This window comes from Kitasatospora sp. NPDC030952, assembly GCF_055571335.1.
The window spans coordinates 8,648-31,715 of the sequence record NZ_JBVIFM010000026.1; the positions used below are offsets into that span (position 1 = coordinate 8,648).

The following is a 23,068-nucleotide window of genomic DNA, read 5'->3' on the forward strand; positions in this document are numbered from 1 at the left end:
GGCGGGGTCAGGCGAGTTGGCGGTCGATGAAGGCGAACAGCTCCTCGGCGCTCGCGGCTTCGACCAGCGCCGCCACGTCCGCCCCGGGGTCGGCCGGCGGCTCCGGGACCACCGCGGGCACCTCATGCCCCTCGGGCTCCTCGGGCTCCTCGGGCTCCTCGGACTTCGCAGCCGAAGGCTCCGGGACCGCCGCGGGCCCGGCGGCCGGCGGGGCGAGTTCGGCGTCCAGTACGGCGACCAGTTCCGGCAGCGTCGGCGCCTCGAACAGCAGGGTGACGGGCAGCTTGACGTCGGTGGCCGCGCCGAGCCGGTTGCGGAACTCCACCGAGGTGAGCGAGTCGAACCCGAGCTCGCCGAACGGCCGGTCGGCGGGCACCGCCTCGGGCCGGCAGCCCAGTACGGCGGACATCTGGGCGCGGATCAACTCGGCCAGCACATCGGCGCGTTCACCGGCAGACCGCCCGGCCAGCTCCTCCCGGATCGGTCGCCGCCGGGCGGGGGCGACCCCGGTCCGGTCCGCCGGAGCCGCCGCCACGACCTCGCGCAGCACCGGCGGGAGGTCCGCGCCGAGTTCGCGCAGCGCCGCGCGGTCCAGCCGGGCGGGCACCAGGGCGGGGTGCGGTGAGGGCAGCGCCGCGTCCAGCAGGGCCAGGCCGAGGCCGGGCGCCATCGCGACCAGTCCGGCGCGGGCGAAGCGGGCGCGGTCGGCGTCGCCGAGGGCGCCGAGCATGCCGTCCGGGTCGTCCCACAGGCCCCAGGCCAGCGCGAGGGCGGGCCGGCCCTCGGCGCGGCGCTGCCGGGCGAGCGCGTCGAGGAAGGCGTTGGCGGCGGTGTAGCCGCCCTGGCCGGCGCCGCCGAGGGTCCCCATGACGGAGGAGATCAGCACGAAGGCGGTGAGCGGGTGGCGGGCGGTCAGTTCGTGCAGGTGCCAGGCGGCGTCGGCCTTGGTGCGCATCACCCGGTCGACCTGTTCGGGGGTGAGTGTGCCGATCGGGGCGTCGTCCACCACGCCCGCGGCGTGCACCACGGCGGTGAGCGGGTGCCGGGCGGGGACGGCGTCGATCATCGCGGCGACGGCGGCCCGGTCGGCGACGTCGACGGCGGCGAACCGCACCTCGGCGCCGTGCCCGGCCAGTTCGGCCGCCAGCTCGGCGGCTCCCGGCGCGGTGCCGCCGCGGCGCCCGGCCAGCAGCAGCCGTCGGGCGCCGTGCGCGGTGACCAGGTGCCGGGCGAGGGCCCGGCCGATGGCGCCGGTCCCGCCGGTGATCAGGACGGTGCCGTCCGGGTCGAGGACGGGCGGCACGGTCAGCACCACCTTGCCGATGTGGCCGCCCCGGCGCAGCAGCCCGAAGGCCTCGGGTGCGCGCCGGACGTCCAGGTCGGTGACGGTGGGTCGGCCGAACGCTCCCTCGGCGGACAGCTCGACCACCCGGTGCAGCAGCCGGCCGAGGTGCTCGGGCGCCAGCCGGAGCAGGTTCATCGCGTGGTAGCGGGCACCCGGGTGGGCGGCGGCCACCGCGGCGGGGTCGCGCCGGTCGGCCCGGCCGAGGTCGACCAGCAGGCCGCCGGGGCGCAGCAACCGCAGGGACTCGTCGAGGAGTTCGCCGGTCAGCGAGTTCAGTACGAGGGCCATCCCCCGGCCGCCGAGCCGCTCGCCGTGCCGCCCGCCGTGCCGCCCGCCGTGCCGCCCGCCGAGCCGCTCGGCGAAGCGGGCGCCGAAGCCGGGCTCGCGGGAGGAGGCGAGGTGGTCGTCGTCCAGGCCGAGGGCGCGCAGCGCGGGCCACTTGGCGGGGGCGGCGGTGGCGAACACCTCGGCGCCCAGGTGCCGGGCGAGCCGGACGGCGGCCGTGCCGACGCCGCCCGCGCCGGCGTGGATCAGGACGGCGTCGCCCGCGCGCACCCCGCCCAGTTCGACCAGGGCGTGCAGGGCCGTCAGATGGGTGACGGGCACGGCGGCGGCCCGGGGGTACGACCAGTCCGCGGGGATCCGGACCAGGGTGCGGTGGTCGGCGTGGGCGACGGTGCCGAAGGCGGCGGGGATCAGGCCCATCACCCGGTCGCCGACGGCCAGGCCGGTGACCCCGGGGCCGGTCGCGGTGACCACGCCCGCGCCCTCCAGCCCCAGGGCCCGTCCGGCGGCCGACCCGAGCGGGCCGGGGTCGTCCTGGTGCAGGTCCAGGGCACCCAGCACGTCGTGGAAGGTGAGCCCGGCGGCGCGGACCGCGATCCGCACCAGGCCGGGGCCGGGTTCGGCGGCGGCCTCGGGGCAGGGCCGGAGTGCCAGGCCGGTGAGGGTGCCGCGTTCGGACGGCTCCAGCCGCCAGGCGGTGGCGTCCTCGGGGGGCCGCAGCGCGGGGTCGCCCGCGGCGGGCACCAGCCGGGGCACCAGGACGGCGTCGCCGCGGACCGCGAGCTGGTCCTCCGCCGGCGTCAGCGCCGCGGCCGGCACCTCGGGGGCGTCCGGCGCCAGGTCGACCAGGACGAACCGGCCCGGGTGCTCGACCTGGGCCGTCCGCACCAGGCCCCAGACGGCCGCCTGGGCGAGGTCCCGGACGCTCTCGCCGGGGCGGACGGGGACGGCCCCGCGGGTGACCAGCACCAGCCGGGAGCCGGCCGGGCGGTCCTCGGCGAGCCAGCGGCCGAGCAGTTCCAGGGTGCGGCGGGTGGCGGTCCGGGCGGCCGTGGCCGGGTCGGTCCCGTCCTCGCCCGTCGGGCAGGCCACCACGGTGTGCGCGGGCCGGGCGGCCGGGTCGAGGGCGTCCCAGCGGACGGGCCGGAGCCCGGCCGCCGACGGCGCGGCCGGCGCCCCGGGCAGCGGCTGCCAGTCCAGCGCGAACAGCGCGTCGCGCGCGGCGGCGGCCGGGTCGACCGGGCCGCCGGTGGTCGCGACCGGGCACAGTTCCAGCGACTCGACCAGCCCCACCGGGGCTCCCGAGGCATCGGTCAGGGTCAGCCGGAAGCCGTCCCCGGCGGGCGCCGCGTGCAGCCGCAGGGCGGTCGGGCCGGCGGCGCCGGTCAGCGACACCCCGCGCCAGCGCAGCGGTTGCAGGCACCGCCCCGGGCGGCCCGGGGCGTCGGCCAGCAGGCCGTGCAGGGCGGCGTCGAGCAGCGCGGGGTGCAGCCGGTGGGCGCCGGCCCCGGCGGCGGCCGGCTCGGGCAGCTCGGCCTCGGCGAACAGCTCGCCGTCGCGCCGCCAGGCGGCCCGCAGGCCCTGGAACACCGGTCCGTACGCGTGGCCGTGCAGGGCGAGGTCCTGGTGGACGCGCTCCACCGGGACGGGCGTCGCACCGGCGGGCGGCCAGGCGACGGCCACCGGGGCGGCCGCCGCGGCGGGGTCGGCCGCCGGGGCGGTGCCGGGGCCGAGGGTGCCGGTGCCGAGGGTGCCGGGGCCGAGGGTGCCGGTGGCGTGCTCGGTCCACTCCCCGCCGGTGGCCCGGCCGAGGATCCGGCAGGTCCGCAGCCCGTTGCCGTCCGCGCCGGAGACCCTGACCCGCAGCTCGACGGCGCCGTCCTCGGGCAGTGCCAGCGGCACGGTGACGGTCAGTTCCTCGATCCGGTCCGCCCCGGCCCGGGCGCCGGCGTGCCGGGCCAGGTCCAGGTACGCGGTGCCCGGCAGGACGGTGACCCCGCCGAGGGCGTGCTCGGCCAGCCAGGGGTGGCTGCGGGTGGCCAGCCGTCCGGTGAACACCGTTTCGCCGTCGCCGAGTTCGACGGCCGCGCCGAGCAGCGGGTGGTCGGCGGGGGCCTGGCCGAGGTCGGCGGTGCCGGCCGGTCCGGCGGTGGCGGCCGGTCCGGCGGTGGCGGTGAGCCAGTGGCGGCGCCCCTGGAAGGGGTAGGTGGGCAGCTCGGGGTGGGGGTCGGCGGCGGTGCCGGTGAGCCGTTCCCAAGCGACCGGCAGGCCGCGGACGTGGGCCTCGGCGGCGGAGGTGAGGAAGCGGCGCAGGCCGCCGTCCTCGCGGCGCAGCGAGCCGGTGACGATCCCGTCGGTGCCGGCCTCCGCCAGGATCCGGCCGATGCTGCCGGTCAGCACCGGGTGCGGGCCGACCTCGACGAAGGTGGTGTGGCCGGAGGCGATCAGCGCCTCGACGGCCTCCTGGAAGCGCACGGTGTGCCGCAGGTTGCGGTACCAGTAGCCCGCGTCGAGTGCGGCGCCGTCCTGCCAGTCGGCGGTGACCGTGGACATCAGCGGCGTCCCGCCGGGGCGTGGGGCCAGCGGCGCCAGCCCGGCCAGGATCCGTTCCCGGATCGGTTCGACCGCCGGGCAGTGCGAGGCGAAGGCCGCCGGGATCACCCGGGCCTCGACGCCCTCGGCCCGGTAGCCCTCGACCAGGGCGGCGATCTCCTCCGGGGCCCCGGCCACGGCGGTGCTGCCCGGGCCGTTGACGGCGGCGACGCTCAGCGTGCCGAGCCGTTCCCGCACCCGCTCGGCGGGCAGCGGGACGACGGCCATCGCGCCCCGGCCCATCAGTTCGACGGCGACGCCGCTGCGCAGCGCGATGGCGCGGGCGCCGTCCTCCAGGGAGAGCGCCCCGGCGACGACGGCGGCGGCGATCTCGCCCTGGGAGTGGCCGACCACGGCGTCCGGGACGACCCCGGCCGCGCGCCACAGCTCGGCCAGCGACACCATCACGGCCCACAGCGCGGGCTGCACCACGTCGATCCGGTCGAGCAGCGGGGCGCCGACCAGTACCTCGGCCAACGACCAGTCCACGTACGGGGCGAGGGCGCGTTCGCACTCGGCCAGCCGGGCCGCGAAGACCGGGCTCTCGGCGGCGAGCGCGGCCGCCATGCCGCGCCACTGGCCGCCCTGGCCGGGGAAGACCAGGACGGTCCGGCCGGGTTCGCCGGCCCGGCCGGTGACCACGCCGCGGACGTCCTCGCCGCGGGCCAGGGCCGCAAGCGCCTGCTCGGCCTCCGGCCGGTCGGCGGCGATCACCACGGCGCGTTCGTCCAGGGTGGCGCGGGCGGTCAGCGCCGGTGCGGCGTCGAGCGGGTCGAGCGGGGCGTCGGCCAGCCGGCCGGCGTGGGCGCGCAGCGCGTCGGGGGTGCGGGCCGACAGCACGACCGGGACCACGGCCGGGCGTACCGGCTCGGCCGCCGGGCCCGGCGCGGCCGGGGGCTCGGTGAGGATCACATGGGCGTTGGTGCCGCTGATCCCGAAGGAGGAGACACCGCCGCGCCGGGGCCCGCCGGTCCGCGGCCAGGGCCGGGCCCGGTCCAGCAGGGCCACCGAGCCGGCCGTCCAGTCCACGTGCGGGGACGGCCGGTCGACGTGGAGGGTGGCGGGCAGCGTCGCGTGCGAGATCGCCTGGACCATCTTGATCACGCCGCCGACGCCCGCCGCCGCCTGGGCGTGCCCGATGTTGGACTTCAGCGAGCCCAGCCACAGCGGCCGCTCCCGGTCGTGCTCCCGCCCGTAGGCGGCCAGCAGGGCGTTCGCCTCGATCGGGTCGCCGAGCGCGGTGCCGGTGCCGTGCGCCTCCACCGCGTCGACCTGCCGCGGGGTGAGCCCGGCGTCGGCGAGGGCGTCCTCGATGACGCGCTGCTGGGCGGGGCCGCTGGGCGCGGACAGCCCGTTGGAGGCGCCGTCGGAGTTGACGGCGCTGCCGGCGACGACCGCCAGCACCGGGCGGCCGTGCCGGCGGGCGTCCGAGAGCCGCTCGACCACCAGCATGCCCGCGCCCTCGCCCCACCCGGTGCCGTCGGCCTCGGCGGAGAAGGCCTTGCAGCGGCCGTCGGCGGCCAGCACCCGCTGGCGGGAGAGCTCCACGAACATGCCGGGCGTCGCCATCACGGTGACCCCGCCGGCCAGCGCGAGCGAGCACTCCCCGGAGCGCACCGAGCGCACCGCCTGGTGCAGCGCCACCAGCGAGGCCGAGCAGGCGGTGTCCACGGTCAGCGCGGGCCCGTTCAGGCCGAGCAGGTAGGCGATCCGGCCGGAGACCACACTGACGCTGGTGCCGGTGAGCAGGTGCCCGGAGACGCCGGGGCCGGCCGTCTCCATGCCGGGCCCGTAGCCGGAGTGCATCGCCCCGGCGAACACGCCGGTCCGGCTGCCCGCCAGGGTCGTCGGGTCGATCCCGGCGCGCTCCAGCGCCTCCCAGGCGACCTCCAGCAGCAGCCGCTGCTGCGGGTCCATGGCGGCGGCCTCGCGCGGGCTGATCCCGAAGAACTCGGCGTCGAAGTCCGTGACGCCGTGGACGAAGCCGCCCCGGCGGACGTAGGACGTCCCGGTCCGCTCGGGGTCGGGGTGGTGCAGGGCGGCGAGGTCCCAGCCGCGGTCGTCGGGGAAGTCGCCGGTGGCGTCGGTGCCGGTGGCGACCAGGCGCCACAGGTCCTCGGGCGAGCGGACCCCGCCGGGGAAGCGGCAGGCCATGCCGACGATGACCACCGGGTCGTCGTCCTCGGCCTGCTCGGCCTGCTCAGACCCGGCCGGCACGGGTACGGCCTGCTCGGCCTGCTCGGCCTGCTCGGCCTGCTCGGGCGCTGCCACCGGCGGCTGCTCGGTGGGCGCGTCCGCCGACGCGCCCACCTGCCGCCCCCCGATCGCACCGGCCAGGGCGGCCGGGCTCGGGTGGTCGTAGAGGACGGTGCTCTCCAGGGTCAGCCCGGTCGCGGCGGCCAGCCGGTCGCGCAGTTCGAGCGCCATGGCCGAGTCCAGGCCCAGCTCCCGGAACGTCCGCCCGGGCCGGACGTCGGCGGCCGATCCGGCGCCCAGCACCACCGCCGTGTGACTGCGGACCAGCTCCAGCACGGACCGCGGGTCCACCGCCGACGCGACGTGCGCCGGGGCCGCTTCGCGAGTCTGCGGCACGGCCCCGGCCGGCGCGGCCCCGAGCAGCCCGGCCCCGAGCAGCCCAGTCGGCCCGTAGGAGCGGCGCTGGAACGGGTAGGTCGGCAGGTCCACCAGCGGTGCCGTACCGGGCAGCAGCGCGGCCCAGTCCACCGCCACCCCGTGGACGAAGGCCTCGGCCGCCGCCGTCAGGAAGCGCCGACGGTCCCCGCGTCCGCGCCGCAGGGTGCTCAGCGCGGCGCCGTCCACGCCCCGCGCCTCGATCGCCTGCCGGACGCCCATCGCCAGCACCGGGTGCGGGCTGACCTCCAGGAAGGTGCGGTGACCGGCGGCCAGCAGCGCCTCGACGGCCGGGCCGAACCGGACCGGCTCGCGCAGGTTGCGGAACCAGTAGCCGGCGTCCAGCTCGGCGGTGTCGATCGGCGCCCCGGTGACGGTCGAGTGGAACGGCACCGCGGTCGCCCGCGGGGTGAGCCCGGCGAAGGCCGTGCGCAGTTCCGCCCGCAGCTCCTCGACGGCGGGGCTGTGCGAGGCGTAGTCGATCGGCACCCGCCGGGTGCGCACCCGCGGCCCGTAGTGGGCGGCCAGCGCGTCGAGCGCGGCCACCGGCCCGGCGACCACGGTGTGGGCGGGGCCGTTGACGGCCGCGACGGACAGCCGGGGGTCCACCGCCGCCAGGCCCGACTCGACCCGGCCCGGCGGCAGTTCGACGGACAGCAGCCCGCCGCGGCCCGCGATCCGCCGGAGCGCCCGGCTGCGCAGCGCCACGATCCGGGCGCCGTCCGCCAGCGACAGCGCGCCCATCGCGGTGGCGGCGGCGATCTCGCCCTGCGAGTGGGCCACCACGGCGGCGGGCTCCACCCCGGCCGAGCGCCACAGCGCGGCCAGCGAGACCATCACGGCCCACAGCGCGGGCTGGATCACCTCGTCGCCCGCGAGTGCCGGGGCGCCCGGCGCCTCGGCCAGCACCTCGGTCAACGACCAGTCCACGTAAGGGCGGAGGGCTTCGGCGCACGCCTCGATCCGCTCGGCGAACACCGGCGAGGTCGCGATCAGCCCGGCCGCCATGCCCGTCCACTGCGAGCCCTGGCCGGGGAAGACGAAGACCGGCCGGACCGGCGGGCCGTCGTGCCGGCCCGTCACCACGGCCGCCGACGGCTGACCGGCCGACCACGCGCCCAGTTCGGCGAGGAAGCCGGCCCGGTCCTCCGCGAGGAGGACGCAGCGCTGCTCGAAGGTGCTGCGGGTGACGGCCAGCGAGCGGCCCACCGGGGCCGGCTCCAGCTCCGGCCGCTCGGCCACCCGGGCCCGCAGCCGCTCCGCCTGCTCGCGCAGCGCGGGTTCGTCCCGGGCGGACAGCACCCAGGGCAGCACGCCGGCCTGGTGGTCACCGGTGGCCTGCTCGACGGCCGACTCGACGGCCGGCTCAGCGGCCTGCTCAGCGGCCTGCTCTGAGACCTGCTCGGCGGCCTGCTCGGCGGCCTGCTCGGCGACCGGCCAATCCGCCAGCACCACATGGCAGTTGGTGCCGCCGATCCCGAAGGAGCTGACGCCCGCGAGCAGCGGCCGCTCCGGCGACGGCCAGCCGCCGGTGGCGGTGTTCACCCGCAGATTGAGCTCGTCCAGCGGGATCCGCCCGCCGGGGCCGGTGTGGTTCAGGCTGGGTACCAGTTCGCGCGCACCCACGCAGAGCACGGCCTTGATGAACCCGGCGATCCCGGCCGCGCCCTCCAGGTGGCCGATGTTGGTCTTCACCGACCCGACCAGCAGCGGGTCGCCCGCCGCCCGGGCCGAGCCCAGCGCCGCACCGAGCGCGGCGGCCTCGACCGGGTCGCCGGCCCGCGTCCCCGAGCCGTGCAGTTCGACGTACTGGACCTCGCCCGGCGCGACGCCCGCGTCGGCGCAGGCGGCGAGCAGCACCCGCTGCTGGGTGGCCCGGCCGGGGGTGGGCAGGGTCTCGGTGGCCCCGTCGTTGTTCAGGGCGCTGCCGCGGATGACGGCGTGGATCCGGTCGCCGTCCCGGACGGCGGCCGCCAGCGGCTTCAGGACGACGACCCCGCCGCCCTCACCGCGGACGTAGCCGTTGGCGCGGGCGTCGAAGGTGTAGCAGCGCCCGTCCGCCGACAGCGTCCCGGCCCGCTCCAGGGCCAGGGTGCTCTCCGGCGCGAGGATCAGGCTCACCCCGCCGGCCAGCGCCAGTTCGGACTCGCCGCTGCGCAGGCTCGCGCAGGCCAGGTGGACGGCGGCCAGCGAGGACGACTGCCCGGTGTCCACCACCAGGCTCGGCCCGTTCAGGCCCAGCGCGTAGGAGATCCGGTTGGCGGTGACCCCGCGCTGCAGCCCGGTCAGGGTGTGCCCGGTCACCGCTTCGGGGCCGAGGCCGTGCAGCAGGGTCGCGAAGTCGTCGGCGATCACCCCGAGGAAGACGCCGGTCCGGCTGCCACCGAGCCCACCGGGTGGGATCCGGGCGTCCTCCAGCGCCTCCCAGGCCAGCTCCAGGGCCAGCCGCTGCTGCGGGTCCATGGCGGCGGCCTCGCGGCGCGAGATGCCGAAGAACTCCGGGTCGAAGCCGTCCACCCGCTCCAGGAAGCCGCCCCGGGCCGGGCCCCGGCCGCCCCGGCGGTCGGTGACGGCGTCCCCGCCGGCCCGCAGCAGCCGCCAGAACGCCTCCGGCCCGTCCGCCTGCGGGAAGCGGCAGCCGATGCCGACCACGGCGACCGCGCCGGACGGCAGACCACCCCCGTCGTACCTGGCCATGTCCTTCATCGACGCACCCCCGTGTCCCCGGACGATCGGACAGCGGCCGATCGGAGGTGGCTCAACAGGCCTGCGAATCAAGCGACCTGACGTACCGTCGACCAGCCGGGCTCAGATCCGGCCCGACCCGTTCCCGGTAGTCGGCGCGCACCTCTGAGCTGTCTGCATGATCGCAAGAGTATCAGCGTCCTTAGTCACGTCAATGCCTCACCGAGTATCGCGACCGATAGGAGTGGACGCGCCCGTGACCAGCACGGGTGGTGCGTACCCCGCCCACCGGAGACCGGCCGGGGCATGGACAGGACCGGTCAGCCCTCGCGGCCCGCGGGCGCGGCCCGGCCGTCGCGGTAGTGGAGGACGAAGGTGGTGCCGTCGCCGATGGCCCGGCGCCGGAGGTAGAGCACGGGGCGACCGTCCGGGGCGCAGTTGACGCCCTCGCGGACCAGCAGCGGGGTACCGGCCGGCACGTCGAGCCGCTCGGCGTCCGCGATGTCCGCCGCGACCGCGGAGAAGCCCCGCCAGTCGACCTCCAGCCGGAGGCCGGTCGCCCGGGTGACGGCCTCGGTCACGTCCCGGGACACCCCGGGGTCGGACAGCTCCGCCGCGGCCTCGCCCAGCAGTTCGGTGGCGGTCCAGTAGCTGCTGACCACCCAGGGGCGCCGGTCGATCCGGGCCAGTGCGTCGATCCTGGTCAACTCCTCGACGGCGCAGCCGAGTTTGACAGCGGCGAGCTGATCGGCCGGGCCGGTCGCGGCGGCGGTGAGCCCCAGCACCCGCTCCTCCGCGCCGCGCAGTGCGGTCGGCGGCAGGCCGCCGCTCCGGTTGCCCACGTCGATCCTGGCACTGGCCGGGTCCACCGTGACGTCGACGGTGTGCCGCAGCACCGGACGGCGGACGAAGGTGCCCACGCCGCGACGGATCTCGATGGCCCCGGCCCGGGCCAGCTCGGCGACGGCCTGACGGATCGTCAGGCGGTTGGCGCCGAACTCGGCCGCGAACTCGTTCTCGCTCGGCAGCCGGGTGTCGGGGGCGTACTGACCGGCGTCGATGCGGTCCTGGATCCGGCGGGCGATCTGGAGGTACAGCGGTCCGCTGCTTCGACGTGTGGGCACGAATCGATCCTAAACGCCCCCTCCATGACCATGCCCGCGACCGTCCCTGCCCGTCCGCACCCGCCCCGCGCGGGGCGGGGCAGGTGCGGGCAGGGACGGGCGGGGACCGGGGTCAGCGGCTGCCCAGCAGCAGTTCGCGGTGGGTGGTGAACTCGGTGTTCGCCCGGTCGTAGTCCTCGGGGCGGCCGATGTCCATCCAGTAGCCGTCGAACGCGTAGGTGGCCGGGTGGGTGCCGCGCGCCAGCAGGTCCAGGACGAGTTCGTCGAAGCCGAGCGGCAGGCCGGGCAGGTAGCCGTCCAGGGTCGCGCGGCTGAGGCCGTAGACGCCCATGGACACCTGGTAGGCCAGGCTGGGCTTCTCCTTGAAGCCGGTGACGTGCCCGTCGTCCGTGGTGGTGAGCACCCCGAAGTCGATGTTCACCTGGCGGTTGTGGGTGGCGATGGTCAGCGGGGCGCCGGCCGTCCGGTGCCGCTCCAGGACGGCGGCGTAGTCCAACGAGGTCAGGATGTCGCCGTTCATCACCAGGAAGTGCTCGGGGAGGCGGTCCCGCATCATCACCAGCGGACCGAGGGTGCCCAGCGGGCTGTCCTCGACCGCGTACTCGACCTCCAGCCCCCACTGGGTGCCGTCGCCGACGTAGGCGCGGATGATGTGGCCGAGGTGGCCGATCGCGAGGGTGACCTTGGTGAAGCCGGCCGCCGCGAGCTGGCGCATCACGATCTCCAGGATCGCGTGCTGGTCGCCGATCGGCACCAGCGGCTTGGGCAGCGCGGTGGTGTAGGGCCGCAGCCGGACGCCCTTGCCGCCGGCCATGATGAAAGCGTGCATGATCAAGTCCTTCCGCTGGGGTGGTGCGGTTCGTGCCGAGTGGTGGAGGTCAGGCGCGGGTGCCTAAGGTGAGCGGGAACGTGCTGTCAAGTTCCAGGTGATGAGGTCGTGTTGTTCCCCTACATCGGCTCCGGCCCGTACTGCTTCTCCAACTCGCTCGCCATGGCGCTGGGTCCGGACACGCCCGGTCCGCAGGTGCTGGAGGTACTGACCGGGTCACCGTTCGGATTCCAGCTGATCGACGGGGTGCTGCCGTTCTTCGACCCCTTCGGCTGGGACCCGGAGCAGGGCCTGGACGCGGCGATCGGGCTGCTGGGCCGGGAGTGCCGCCGCACCGCCGGTGACGACCCCGAGGACGCGGAGCGCCGGCTGCGCGCGGCCGTCGCCCAGGGGCCGGCGCTGGCCGGACCGCTGGACATGGGCCTGCTGCTCCAGCAGCCCGGCTCCGGCGAGCCGATCGGCGCCGACCACTACGTGCTGGTGGTGGCGGTCGACGGGGACACCGTGGTCTTCCACGACCCGCACGGCCACCCCTGGGCGACGCTGCCGGTGCCGGCCTTCCTGGCCGCCTGGCAGGCGGAGAAGATCGACTACGTGGAGCAGCCGTTCGTGCTGCGCAGCGGCTTCACCGTGGTCCGGGAGACCACCGCGGCCGAGGCGGTACGGGCCTCGCTGCCGCGCGCCGTGGAGCTGCTGGCCGGCCGGGGCGCCGGCGCCGCCGAGATGCCGCCCGGGTCGCTCGGCACCGCGGCCGGCCTGGAGCGGCTGGCCGAGCAGGTGATCGAGGGCCTGGACCCGGACATCCGGCAGGTGATGGAGAAGTTCTCCGTCCGGGCCGGTGCCCGCCGGCTGTCCGACGCCTCGACCGCCCTGGCCGGGATCGGCTTCCGGAACGCGGCCGAGGTGCTGGGCCGGCAGGCCCGGATCCTCGGCGGGATCCAGTACCCGCTGGTCGTCCAGGACGACGCCGCCGTGATCGCCGGCCTGCGCGCGCTCGCGCCGACCTACGAGGAGCTGCGGGCCGTCCTGGCCGCGGAGCTCGCCGAGCACGACGGCGGCCCCGCCGCCGCGGTCGCCGCGGGCTGAGCCGACCGCCCGGTGCGGCGGACCGGCCACCAGCCGGTCCGCCGTCCTGCGGCCGGGGTCAGTCCGCCGCATCGAGCCGGTCCTCCAGGCGGCGCAGCTCGGCCTCCGGCGGCACCGGGGCGCCCTCCGGCAGCTCCGCGAGGATCCGCAGCGCGGCGCAGGCCGGCCCGGCCACCCGGCGTCCGCCGTCCCGCAGGTCGAAGGCGGAGTGGTGCAGCGGGCAGCGGAGCAGCATCCGGTCGGCGTCCAGGTGCCCGTAGCGCATCAGGCCCCTGCGGTGCGGGCAGGCAGCGTCGGTGATCAGCCGCCGGCCGCCCGCCTCGACCAGGATCAGCCGCTCGCTGACCTGCAGGACCCGCGGGTCCTGGGCCTCCTCGACAGCCACCTCGGCCCCGGCATCGGCCACGGGATCGGCCCCGGCATCGGCCCCGGGAGAGGCCCCGGGAATCGTCTCGGTCATGCGCGTCCCGCCTCCCGGGCCAGGGCGATCGCGGTCTCGGTCGCGTCGCCGACGATGGCGCTGGTCAGCTCGACGCCCGCCCACACCTTGGCGAGGTCCAGTCCGCCGGCCGCCTGGGTCTCCCGGATCGCCACCCGCATCTGCTTGCTGTGGTAGGTGTCGATGTACAGGTGCTCGGTGTAGTACCTGCCCGACTTCAGGCCGAGCCGCCGGGCGGCCTGGGCGAAGCTGCGGAACCCGTACAGCACGCTGGCCTCGAAGTAGGCGTAGCCGCCGAGGAAGTACTCCGGGGTCTCGGCCCGGGAGGCCAGCCAGTGGAACATGTTGACGTAGGCGTGGGCCTGCGGGCTGGAGCCGGCCCGGTACGCCGCCACCTCGGTGGGCAGGTCCAGTTCGCGCAGCAGCTCGCGGTACAGCTCGGAGTGCGCCTGGTCGTCGTTGCCGCAGCCGAGTTCGTCCACCATCACGCGGAAGACGGCCATGCCGGCCTTGTACGGCAGCCGCGGCACCACCGGCAGCAGGTTGAGCGATTCGGTGAGCCCGTCCATCGCGAACTCGCCGACCACGACGCGGAACTGGTCGAGGGTGGCCTCCTCGGCGAGGAAGCGGTGGCCGTCGGAGGCGGCCGTTCCCTCCCGGGCCAGGAAGGCGGACAGCTCCCGCAGGAGTTCGGTGTGCGAGGCGAACTCCGGGGCGGTGCGACGGTGGCCCTCGGCGATCGCGCCGATCCAGCGCTCCTCCATCCCGGCCATCTCCCGGTACCCCTCCGGCGTCGGGACGGACGTGTAGAGGTCGTACAGGCGGCTCTGGTCGATCACCGTGCAGGGTGTCCAGTGGTCGGTCGGTACCGTGCTCATGCGGTGCTCCAGGTCGGCTCGGGGCGAAAGTCACCGGTCGGCGTCGCGGCGCCGGTTGGTAGGGTGACGCCGTTGATCAAGTGGCCGGTCGTCCTCCCGCTCACCGGGGGCTGCGGGACGCGGTCCGGAACGGGGTGGTCATGGTCGTGCCGCGGCTTCCGAAGGTGGACAACTCCGACCCGTGGCTCCGGCGTTACCCGGTCGAGGACGCCCGGGTGCGACTGGTGTGCTTCCCGCACGCGGGCGGCGCCGCGACCAGCTACCTCGGCTGGCCGCAGCTGCTGCCGCCCGACGTCGAGGTACTGGCCGTGCAGTACCCGGGCCGGCAGAACCGGATCGCCGAGCCCTGCATCGAGTCCCTGCCGGAGCTGGCCGCCGGGGCGGCCCGCGCCCTCAAGGCCCACACCGGCCTGCCGTTGGTGCTGTTCGGGCACAGCATGGGTTCGGCGGTCGCCTACGAGGTCGCCCGCGGCCTCCGGGCGGACGGGCAGCCGGTGGCCCGACTGCTGGTCTCCGGCCGCGGCGCGCCGCACGTGGGCTACGGCGACCGCCGCCGGCCCGGACTGGACGACGACTCGCTGATCGCCGTGGTCCGGGTGCTGTCCGGCAGCGACGCCGACGTCTACGAGCACCCGGACATGCGGGAGTTGCTGATGCCCTCGCTGCGCGCCGACTACACCATGCTGGACCGCTACCGGCCGCAGGCGCCCACCGAGCTGCTGGACGTGCCGGTCAGCGTGTTCGGCGGCGAGGACGACCCGGCCTGCCCGGTGGCCGAGCTGGACAGCTGGGCCGAGGTCACGACCGCCGGCCACGAGGTGCTGACGTACCCCGGCGGGCACTTCTACCTGCGCGAGCACGAGCGGGCGCTGGTCGCCGAGGTGGCCCGCCGGCTGCCCGCCCCGGACGGACACCGCCCGGTCTGACCGCGGCGCGGGCCGGCTCATGCGGCACCCACCCGGTGCCCGGGGTCGGCCACGGCCCGCTCCAGCAGCGCGAGGTAGTCGTCCGCGAGCTGCCGGACGGCCTGCGGCCCGTGCCGGTGCAGGTCGTGCTCCAGCCGGCCGGTGAGGCCGCCCGCGCCGTCCTCGTCCAGCGCGAGGCTGAGGTCGAACTTCGCGGTGCCGGTGTCGCAGGGCACCACCGTGGTGACGGCGTCGGGCAGTTCGGGCCCCCGGGCGGGGGTGCTGCCGAAGGTGAACATCAGCTGGAAGAACAGGCTGTGCCCACGGCCGCGGGCCGGGCGCAGCTCCTCCACGATCCGCTCGAAGGGCACGTCCTGGTGGGCCAGCGCCTCGCCCACCGTGCGGCGCACCCGGCCGAGCAGCTCCCGGAACGGCCACTGCGGCTCCAGTTCGGTCCGCAGCGCCAGGGTGTTGACGAACATGCCCACCACGCCGTCCAGTTCGGGCCGGTCCCGGCCCGAGGTGAGGGTGCCGACGACCAGGTCGCGGGCGCCGGTGGCGCGGTGGACCTGCTCCTGGAAGGCGCTCAGCAGGACCATGAACAGGGTGGCCCGCTCGGCCCCGGCGAGCTCCCGCAGCCGGGCGGTGAGCGGGGCCGGCACCGTGAAGGTGTGCACCGCGCCGCGCCCGGGGGCGGCGGCCGGGGCGTCCGGGGCGGCGGGCAGCCGGGTGGTCGCCGGGGCGCCGGCCAGCTGCTTGCGCCAGTACCCGAGCTGGGCCTCGTGGCCCAGCTCGGCGGCCTGCCGGCGCTGGGCGCGGGCCCAGTCCCGGTAGTCCGCGGCGGGGGCGGGCAGCCGCGGCTCGGCGCCGGCGAGCGCGGCCGCGTACAGCGGGCCCAGCTCGTCGAACAGCACCTCCATCGAGCGGCCGTCGAAGACGATGTGGTGCAGGACCAGGACCAGCAGGTGGTCCTCGGCGCCCCGGCGGACCAGGGTGGCGCGCAGCAGCGGGCCCCGGGTCAGCTCGAAGGGCTCGCGCACCAGCCCGGCGACGGCCTCGGCCACCGCCTCCGCGCCGCGGCCGGTGAGGTCCAGCAGCGGCAGCTCCGGCCGGTACGGCTCCCCCGGCAGCTGGACGGGCAGGCCGTCCTCGGTGGCGAACACGGTGCGCAGGGCGCCGTGCCGGGCGACCAGCCCGCCGAGCGCGGTGTGCAGCGCGGCGGTGTCCAGCGCTCCGGCGATCCGCAGCACCACCGGCTCGTTGAACCGGGGCGAGCCGGGGGCGAGCTTGTGCAGCAGCCACATCTGCTGCTGGGCGTAGGAGGTGGGGGCCGGGCCCCCGCCGCTCTCCGCCGGCGGGGCGGCCGGGCCGTCCGCCGGGGTGGCGCGGTCGAGTTCGGCTGCCAGCGCGGCCACCGTGGGCGCCTGGAACAGGGTGCGCTGGCGGACGTCGGCGCCGAGCCGGGCCCGGCAGGCCGCGGCCAGCCGGACGGCGGTCAGCGAGTCGCCACCGAGCTCGAAGAAGTCGTCGTCGACGGCGATCGGCGCCGTGCCGAGGACCTCCTCCCAGACCTCGGTCAGTTCGGCCTCCAGCGCGGTCCGCGGCGCGGTCGCGCCGGGGCCGGGCCGGCCGGAGGTGAGGTCCAGCTCCAGGGTGCGCAGCGCCCGCCGGTCCACCTTGCCGTTGGCGTTCAGCGGCAGCGCGGGCAGCGCGGCGAACCGGGCCGGCACCAGGGCCGGCGGCAGCACCTCGCGCAGCCGGGCGCGCAGCGCCCGGACCGCCGGCTCGCCCGCCCACACCACGCAGGCGACCAGCTGCTCGGCGCCGTTGTCGTCGGGGCGGGCCAGCACGGCGCTGTCCAGGACGCCGGGGAACTGGCCGATGGCGTTCTCGACCTCGCCGGGCTCGACCCGGATGCCGCGGATGTTCAGCTGGTAGTCGATCCGGCCGAGGAACTCCAGGGCGCCGCCGGGGAGTCGGCGGGCCAGGTCGCGGGTGCGGTACATCCGGCCGCCGGGGCGGTCGGTGAAGGGGTCGGGCAGGAAGCGGTCGGCGGTGAGGGCGGGCAGTCCGAGGTAGCCGCGGGAGACGCCGGGGCCGCCGAGGTACAGCTCCCCCGGCTCGCCGTCGGGCACCGGGTGCATCCGCTCGTCCAGGACGTGGGCGTGCGTTCCGGGCAGCGGGGTGCCGATGGGCAGCCGGTCCCAGCCGCGGATCTCCTCGGCGCCGGCCGCGGTCTCGTGCAGCAGTTGGGAGACGGTGGCCTCGGTGGCGCCGTACTCCTGGACCAGCCGGACGCCGGTGGCGCACCAGTCGGCGACCTTGTCGACGGCGACGGGCTCGCTGCCGACGACCAGCAGCCGCAGCGAGGACGGGGCCACCGGGCCCTGTCCGCGGTCGAGTTCGCGCAGCCACTCGTACCAGTAGGACGGGGTCAGCTGGAGCACCGAGACGCGTTCGCGTTCGATCAGGGCGAGCAGCCGGGCGCTGTCGGCGAGTTCCTCGGCCGGGTCCAGCACCAGGCAGGCGCCGGCCGCCCAGGTGGACAGCACCTCCTCGGCCGCCACCGAGAAGCCGATGGAGGCGAACTGGAGGACCCGGTCGGTGCCGGTGAGGTCCAGCCGGCCGGCGATGCCGAGGGCCAGTGCGGCCAGCGCGGCCTGGCCCAGCGGGACGCCCTTGGGGCGGCCGGTGGAGCCGGAGGTGTAGGCGATCCAGCCCAGGTGCTCGGGGTGCACCGCCGCGCCCGGCCCGGTCTCGTCGAGCGGGCCGTCGGCGGGGTCGGTGGCCTCGTCGACCAGCAGCACCCGGGCGTCGTGCCCGGGGAGCCGGTCGGCGAGGCCCGCGGTGGTGAGCAGGACGGGGGCGCCGACGTCGCCGAGGACGAAGCCGAGCCGCTCGGCCGGGTAGCCCGGGTCCAGCGGCACGCAGGCGCCACCCGCCTTGAGGACGGCGAGCAGGGCGACGGCCAGTTCCACCGAGCGGCGCAGGTGGATGCCGACCGGGACGTCCGGGCCGACGCCGGCGCCGCGCAGCCGGCGGGCCAGCAGGCCGGCCCGCCGGTCCAGTTCCCGGTAGCTGAGCCGGGTGCCGCCGCAGTCCAGCGCGGGGGCGTCGGGCGTGCGGCGGACCCGTTCCGCCAGCAGGGCGGGGAGGGTGGCGGGCCCGGCCGCGGGGAGGAGGAGGGTGCTCACGGGACCAGGACCACCTTCATGGCGTGGCCGGCGTCGAAGAGCTCGAAGCCCTCCACCGCCTCGGCCAGGGGCAGCCGGTGGGAGATCAGGAAGGTGGGGTCGATGCGTCCGGTGCGGATCAGCCGCATCAGCCGGTCGCGGGAGCTGATCGGGTCCCCGACGGCGAACCGCAGGGTGAGTTCCTTGCCGAAGGCCAGGCCGGTGGGCATCGGCATGGCCGCCGAGGCGTGGGCGCCGACGGCGCAGACGGTGCCCAGCGGCCGGACGATCTCCAGCGCGCTGCGCAGCGAGGCGTCCACGCCGACGGCCTCCAGGGCGACGTCGGCGCCGCGCCCCTCGGTCAGGGCGCGGACCCGCTCGGCGAGGTCGTCGCCGGGGGCCAGCGGCAGCGCGCCCTGGGCGGCGGCCGTCGCCCGTCTGCCCTCGGCCGGGTCGATCGCCAGGACCTCGGCGGCGCCCATCAGTTGGGCCGCCTTGACGGCCATCAGGCCGACCGGGCCGCAGCCGACCACGGCGACCACGTCGCCGGGCCGGACCCCGGCGCGTTCGGCGGCGGCGTAGCCGGTGGCGAGGATGTCCCCGACGAACAGGGCCTGTTCGTCGGTGACCTCGTCGGGGATCGCGGACAGCACGGTGTCGGCGAACGGCACCCGGACGTACTCGGCGTGGCCGCCGGCCACCGGGGTGGTGCCGACCACGGTGTCGTAGCCGAACAGCCCGACCTCGGCGCACTGGTAGTGCCAGCCGCGCTCGCAGTACCAGCAGGTGCCGCAGGCGATCACGTCGGAGGCCACGACGCGATCGCCGGGGCGGAAGCCGCGCACCGCGGCGCCGACCTGCTCGACCACGCCGGTGAACTCGTGGCCGGTGACCGTGCCGGGGGTGAAGCCGGGTATCTCACCGCGGTAGGGGTGCAGGTCGGTGCCGCAGACGGCGGAGCGGACCACGCGGACCAGCGCGTCGCCGGGGCCGGTCAGCGCGGGGACGGGCGCGTCGACGATCCGGACGTCGTGGGGGGCGTGCCATTGCAGGGTCTTCACGGGTGCGTTCCCCCCTGGGTCGCGGTGAGGAGCCCGGCCGCCGCGCCGCCCATCAGGGAGGCGTGTTCGGCCGGGGTGAGTGCGGTGCCGTCGGGCCAGAGCGAGTCGTCGGTGGCGAGTTCGCGCATCCGGGTCACCGAGTCGGTCATGGTGCAGAAGGGGTGGTCGGTGCCCCACATCAGCCGGTCCATGACGCCGAGGCTCCGGGCCCGGGCGAGGGCGGCGGCGACGGTGGGGGCCGGCCGGTACCAGCTGAAGATGGACAGGTCGGCGTACACCCGGGGGTGCCGGGCCATCATCTCCAGGGCGGTGTCGGTCCAGGGCGTGCCGAGGTGGGCGAGGATCAGCCGCAGGCCGGGGAAGTCGGTGGCGACCCGGTCGAGCAGCCGGGGGTTGAAGAACCGCGGGTCGGCCTTCTTCGCCGGGGTGTAGCCGGTGTGGACCAGCACCGGGACGTCCAGTTCCTGGGCGACCTCGTAGACGTCGTTCCAGAGCGGGTCGGCGGGGGACATCCGCAGGTAGCAGGGGGCGGTCTTGAGGCCGGCGAGCCCCAGTTCGGTGACGGCGTGGCGCAGTTCGGCCGCGGCGCCGGGGGTGCCGGCGTCGACCGAGGCGAAGCCGGTGAACCGGTCGGGGTGACGGGCGCAGATCCCGGCGACGAACTCGTTGGGGACCTTGAACCCCTCGATCCGCTGGACGTCGAAGGCGAGCAGGAAGGCCCGGTCCACGCCGGCCTCGTCCATGTGGGCGAGCAGCGCGGCCTCGGGCGCGGTGAGGGCCTGCGGCGGCATGCCGGTGGTGGCCATCATCTCCTCGGCGAAGGCGGCCGTGTAGTGCCGGTAGTACTCCCCCGCGTGGACGTGGGCGTCGATGATCACGCGTCGGCCTCCCCTCGGTGCGTCCAGCCGGTCAGGTGCACGGCCTTGGGGCCGAGCTCCAGGATCTCGGCGGCCCCGCCGGCGTGGTGCAGGGTGGTGCGGACCACGCGGGGGGCGTGGTTGACCACCAGCGCGCGCCGCTCGTCCCCGCGGCCCAGCACGGTGACCTCGACCTCGGGGCTGTCCACGGTGGGCCGGCCGACGAGTGCCTCGGTGAGGCCCTCGGCGGCGACGACGTCCGCGTAGAGCCGGTGCCAGGGCTGCTCGTCCAGCCGGTGCGGGGCGTTCAGCTGCTGCTCGAACGGGGCGTTGAGGTGGTAGGCGACGCCCCGGCCGTGGCGGTTGCGGGTGAGCGCGGGCGAGCCGTCGGGGAAGACGGCGAGCACGGTGGCGGTGGTCGCGGCGAGCACCGGCAGCTGGCCAGCCTCTCGGGCCAGCGGGTAGCGGGTGCCCTGCCAGCTGAAGGAGTCGGCGTCCTCGGCGCGCAGGGTGAAGTCGGTGATCCGGACGCCGAACAGTTCCTCGCCGCCGAAGCCGTGCAGCAGGTCGCCGCCGGTGTAGAGCAGCACGCCGCCGGCCGCGACGTAGTCGGCCAGGGCCCGCTGGCCGTCGAGGGTGATGTGCCGCACGGAGGGGCAGACCAGTAGCCGGTGGCCGCCGGGCGTGCCCGGGGCGGCCGGCGGGCCGGCCGTGAACTCGTACCGCAGGTGGGCGCGTTGCAGCAGCTGGGCGGCGTAGAAGCCGGCCGCCGCCGCGGAGCCGCCGGAGGCCAGGTAGCCGGCGTCGCCGTCCTCCCGGTGCTCGGGCAGGTGGACGCCGACGGGGGCGGGCAGCGGCCGGAACCCGGCCAGGTCGCCGGTCGCCCGGTCGGCGAACTCCCGGAAGGCCGCCATGGCGGGCTTGGCGGTGCCGTCGGCGCGCAGCAGGCCGACGAAGCGCTCGTTGGGGCGCAGCGCGTACGGCTTGGCCTCGGTGGTGAAGTCCTGCCAGCACCAGACGATCACCCCGCAGGCGCCGGCGGCCAGCGCGCCGTGGGCGGCGGCCCGCAGGTAGTCCCGGGCGGTGGCCTCGTCGCAGCCGTAGCTGCCGAGTTCGTCGACCAGCACCGGCCGGTGCGCCCGGCCGCGGCGGACCAGGTAGGGCACCAGGGCGGTGGCCTTGGGGGCGGCGACGGACTCGATGTGGAACGGGGTCCACACCGGGAAGCCGTGCAGGCCCACCAGGTCGAGCGGTTCGGCGTGCTCGGGCCGGAAGGCGTGCGCACCGGTGATCGCGGACGCCTCGTTGGCCTGGAGCACCAGGGCGCCGGGGTGGGCCTCCCGGACGGCCTCGGCGAGCAGGCCCCACCAGCGGCGGACCCCGTCGGGGCCGAGCGCGCCGGAGGCGGCCTGGTCGACGTGGATGACCTCGTCGCCGAGGTCGTAGGCGAGGACGTCGGCGACCCCGCCGAGGGCCTTGGCCACGTGCCGGACGAAGCCGAGCTGGCGCTCGGTCATCTCCGGGTCGTGCCAGAGGTCCCGGCCGGCCCGCCAGGGCGGGTCGAAGCGCTGGCCGTTCATCCAGATGGTGAGCAGCGAGGGCAGGCACTGCAGCCCGTGCCGGGCGGCGAGCGCGCCGAACTCGCGCAGCCGCTCGGTGGCCACCGGGTCGTAGACGCCGGGCTCGGGCTCGAAGTCGGCCCAGAAGACGAAGAACCGGACGGTGTTGAAGCCGAGTTCGGCCATCCGGGCGAAGTCGGCGGCCAGCCGCTCGGCGTCCCAGTCCCGCCAGTAGTCGCAACCGGCGGTGGACGGGTGGTAGTTGAAGCCCACGCTGAAGTACGGCTCGCCGTCGCGGCGGAACCCGCCGTCGACGAGGGTGTAGCGGTGGGCGGTGGACGGGCTCACGCGCCGGCCCCGGGGACGTCGGCCAGGGCGTCCCGGAGGGCCTGGACCACCAGGTCGGTGTCCTGGTCGGTCATGTCGACGTGCAGCGGCAGCGAGAGCTGGCGGTCCATCACCTCTTCGGTGACCGGGAGGTCGCCCTCGCGGTGGCCGAAGCGCTTGCGGTAGGCGGTGAACAGGTGGCTGGGCGGGTAGTGCACGCCGCTCTGGACGCCGGCCGCGCGCAGCGCGTCCTGGATCGCGCCGCGGGAGTCGCCGTCCGGCAGCAGCACCGCGTACAGGTGGTGGGCGGCGAGCTCGGCGGGGCGGTCCTGGAAGGGCAGGCCGAGGCCCTCGGTGCCGGCCAGGCCCTGCCGGTAGCGGGTGACGATCTCCTGGCGGCGCAGCTGGCGCTGCGGCAGGTCGGCGAGCTGGACCAGGCCGATCGCGCTGCCGAGCTCGGTGGGGCGGTAGTTGAGGCCGAAGGAGTCGACGTCGTAGAGCGAGGGGCCGCCGCGGTGGCGGTCCTGGGCGCTGACGGTGAGCGAGTGCGAGCGCAGCCGGCGGATCCGTTCGCGCACCTCGGGGTCGCGGGCGACGACCATGCCGCCCTCGCCGGTGGCGAGGTTCTTGGTGGCGAAGAAGCTGTAGCAGCCGATGTCGCCGACGGTGCCCAGCACACCGTGCGCGGAGCGGGTCGCGGGGGCGTGCGCGGAGTCCTCGACGAGGGCGATGCCGTGCTTGCGGGCCAGGGCGGCGAGCGCGGGCAGGTCGGCCGCGTGGCCGCCGTAGTGCATGGCGACGATCGCCTTGGTCCGGGGGGTGATCCGGGCGGCGACGTCGGCCGGGTCGACGCAGAGGTCGTCCGGGCCGGTGATGTCGGCGAAGACGGGGGTGGCGCCGCACAGGGTGACCATGGCCGCCGCGGAGACGAAGCTCAGCGACGGGAGGACGACCTCGTCGCCGGGGCCCAGGTCGAGGGCGAGGAAGGCCAGGTGCAGGGCGGCCGTGCCGTTGCTGACCGCGACCGCGTCCTCGGCGCCCGCCGCGCGGGCGAAGGCCTCCTCGAACTCCCTGGTCACGGGCCCGTTGGACAGCCAGCCCGAGCGCAGCACCGCCGCCACGGCGTCGGCCTCGGCCTCGCCGAGCCGGGGCCGGTACAGGTTTACCTTCCAGTCGGACATCTCTGAATCCACCATCCCCCCGCGCGCCTGTGGTGCGCGGTGTTCGTTCGGGTGCCGCGTGCGTGTGCATCGGGCACGGTGCGGTGGTGCCGGCGGTGGGCCGCTCGGCAG

Annotated in this window: 12 protein-coding genes; 2 read left to right on the top strand and 10 right to left on the bottom strand. The window is 76.5% G+C overall.

Features of this window, described 5'->3' with window-relative positions:
• Positions 1–7: 7 nt before the first annotated feature.
• The 3 genes from ACZ47G_RS32925 to ACZ47G_RS32935 form a co-directional block, all read right to left on the bottom strand.
• Positions 8–9,550 (bottom strand): type I polyketide synthase, encoded by a 9,543-nt coding sequence (locus ACZ47G_RS32925; protein ID WP_465749042.1) that lies wholly within the window; start codon positions 9,548–9,550, stop codon positions 8–10.
• Positions 9,551–9,858: 308 nt separating this feature from the next.
• A complete protein-coding gene (locus ACZ47G_RS32930) occupies positions 9,859–10,662 on the bottom strand; it encodes a GntR family transcriptional regulator (RefSeq protein ID WP_465749044.1) in 804 nt (267 codons plus the stop codon).
• Between the two features lie 112 nt (positions 10,663–10,774).
• Positions 10,775–11,491 carry a sugar phosphate nucleotidyltransferase gene (locus tag ACZ47G_RS32935; RefSeq protein WP_465749046.1) on the bottom strand — a complete coding sequence of 239 codons (717 nt, stop codon included), beginning with the start codon at positions 11,489–11,491 and terminating at the stop codon, positions 10,775–10,777.
• Between the two features lie 108 nt (positions 11,492–11,599).
• On the opposite strand from ACZ47G_RS32935, the gene ACZ47G_RS32940 reads away from it, so the two are divergent.
• Entirely contained in the window at positions 11,600–12,577 is a 978-nt protein-coding gene (locus ACZ47G_RS32940; RefSeq protein WP_465749048.1) for a hypothetical protein, read from the top strand.
• Between the two features lie 58 nt (positions 12,578–12,635).
• On the opposite strand, the gene ACZ47G_RS32945 is transcribed toward ACZ47G_RS32940, so the two are convergent.
• Complete coding sequence (locus ACZ47G_RS32945; protein WP_465749050.1) at positions 12,636–13,037, bottom strand: Rieske (2Fe-2S) protein; 402 nt, start codon at positions 13,035–13,037, stop codon at positions 12,636–12,638.
• On the bottom strand, positions 13,034–13,894 hold the full coding sequence (locus tag ACZ47G_RS32950; protein WP_465749052.1) for an iron-containing redox enzyme family protein: 861 nt from the start codon (positions 13,892–13,894) through the stop codon (positions 13,034–13,036). The genes ACZ47G_RS32945 and ACZ47G_RS32950 overlap by 4 nt, the downstream gene beginning before the upstream one ends.
• A 140-nt stretch (positions 13,895–14,034) precedes the next feature.
• Here ACZ47G_RS32950 and ACZ47G_RS32955 point away from each other — a divergent pair, with 140 nt between their 5' ends.
• Positions 14,035–14,820 carry a thioesterase II family protein gene (locus ACZ47G_RS32955; protein ID WP_465749054.1) on the top strand — a complete coding sequence of 262 codons (786 nt, stop codon included), beginning with the start codon at positions 14,035–14,037 and terminating at the stop codon, positions 14,818–14,820.
• 17 nt (positions 14,821–14,837) lie between these two features.
• On the opposite strand, the gene ACZ47G_RS32960 is transcribed toward ACZ47G_RS32955, so the two are convergent.
• Genes ACZ47G_RS32960 through ACZ47G_RS32980 form a run of 5 tightly spaced genes read right to left on the bottom strand, consistent with a single transcriptional unit; the run spans position 14,838 to position 22,957 of the window.
• Entirely contained in the window at positions 14,838–17,993 is a 3,156-nt protein-coding gene (locus ACZ47G_RS32960) for an amino acid adenylation domain-containing protein (protein ID WP_465749056.1), read from the bottom strand.
• A complete protein-coding gene (locus ACZ47G_RS32965) occupies positions 17,990–19,033 on the bottom strand; it encodes an alcohol dehydrogenase family protein (protein WP_465749058.1) in 1,044 nt (347 codons plus the stop codon). The genes ACZ47G_RS32960 and ACZ47G_RS32965 overlap by 4 nt, the downstream gene beginning before the upstream one ends.
• The gene (locus ACZ47G_RS32970) at positions 19,030–19,911 is read right to left on the bottom strand and encodes an amidohydrolase family protein (RefSeq protein ID WP_465749060.1); all 882 of its coding nucleotides are present in this window, start codon (positions 19,909–19,911) and stop codon (positions 19,030–19,032) included. The genes ACZ47G_RS32965 and ACZ47G_RS32970 overlap by 4 nt, the downstream gene beginning before the upstream one ends.
• Positions 19,908–21,797 (bottom strand): hypothetical protein, encoded by a 1,890-nt coding sequence (locus ACZ47G_RS32975; protein WP_465749062.1) that lies wholly within the window; start codon positions 21,795–21,797, stop codon positions 19,908–19,910. The genes ACZ47G_RS32970 and ACZ47G_RS32975 overlap by 4 nt, the downstream gene beginning before the upstream one ends.
• Positions 21,794–22,957: a DegT/DnrJ/EryC1/StrS family aminotransferase gene (locus ACZ47G_RS32980; RefSeq protein ID WP_465749064.1), complete on the bottom strand. Its 1,164-nt coding sequence runs from the start codon at positions 22,955–22,957 to the stop codon at positions 21,794–21,796. The genes ACZ47G_RS32975 and ACZ47G_RS32980 overlap by 4 nt, the downstream gene beginning before the upstream one ends.
• Positions 22,958–23,068 lie beyond the last annotated feature (111 nt).

Excerpts from the sequence above, each read along its gene's own strand:
- ACZ47G_RS32925 (WP_465749042.1), bottom strand. The coding sequence starts at position 9,550 with ATGGCCAGGTACGACGGGGGTGGTCTGCCGTCCGGCGCGGTCGCCGTG.
- ACZ47G_RS32935 (WP_465749046.1), bottom strand. The coding sequence starts at position 11,491 with ATGCACGCTTTCATCATGGCCGGCGGCAAGGGCGTCCGGCTGCGGCCC.
- ACZ47G_RS32945 (WP_465749050.1), bottom strand. The coding sequence starts at position 13,037 with ATGACCGAGACGATTCCCGGGGCCTCTCCCGGGGCCGATGCCGGGGCC.
- ACZ47G_RS32950 (WP_465749052.1), bottom strand. The coding sequence starts at position 13,894 with ATGAGCACGGTACCGACCGACCACTGGACACCCTGCACGGTGATCGAC.
- ACZ47G_RS32955 (WP_465749054.1), top strand. The coding sequence starts at position 14,035 with ATGGTCGTGCCGCGGCTTCCGAAGGTGGACAACTCCGACCCGTGGCTC.
- ACZ47G_RS32980 (WP_465749064.1), bottom strand. The coding sequence starts at position 22,957 with ATGTCCGACTGGAAGGTAAACCTGTACCGGCCCCGGCTCGGCGAGGCC.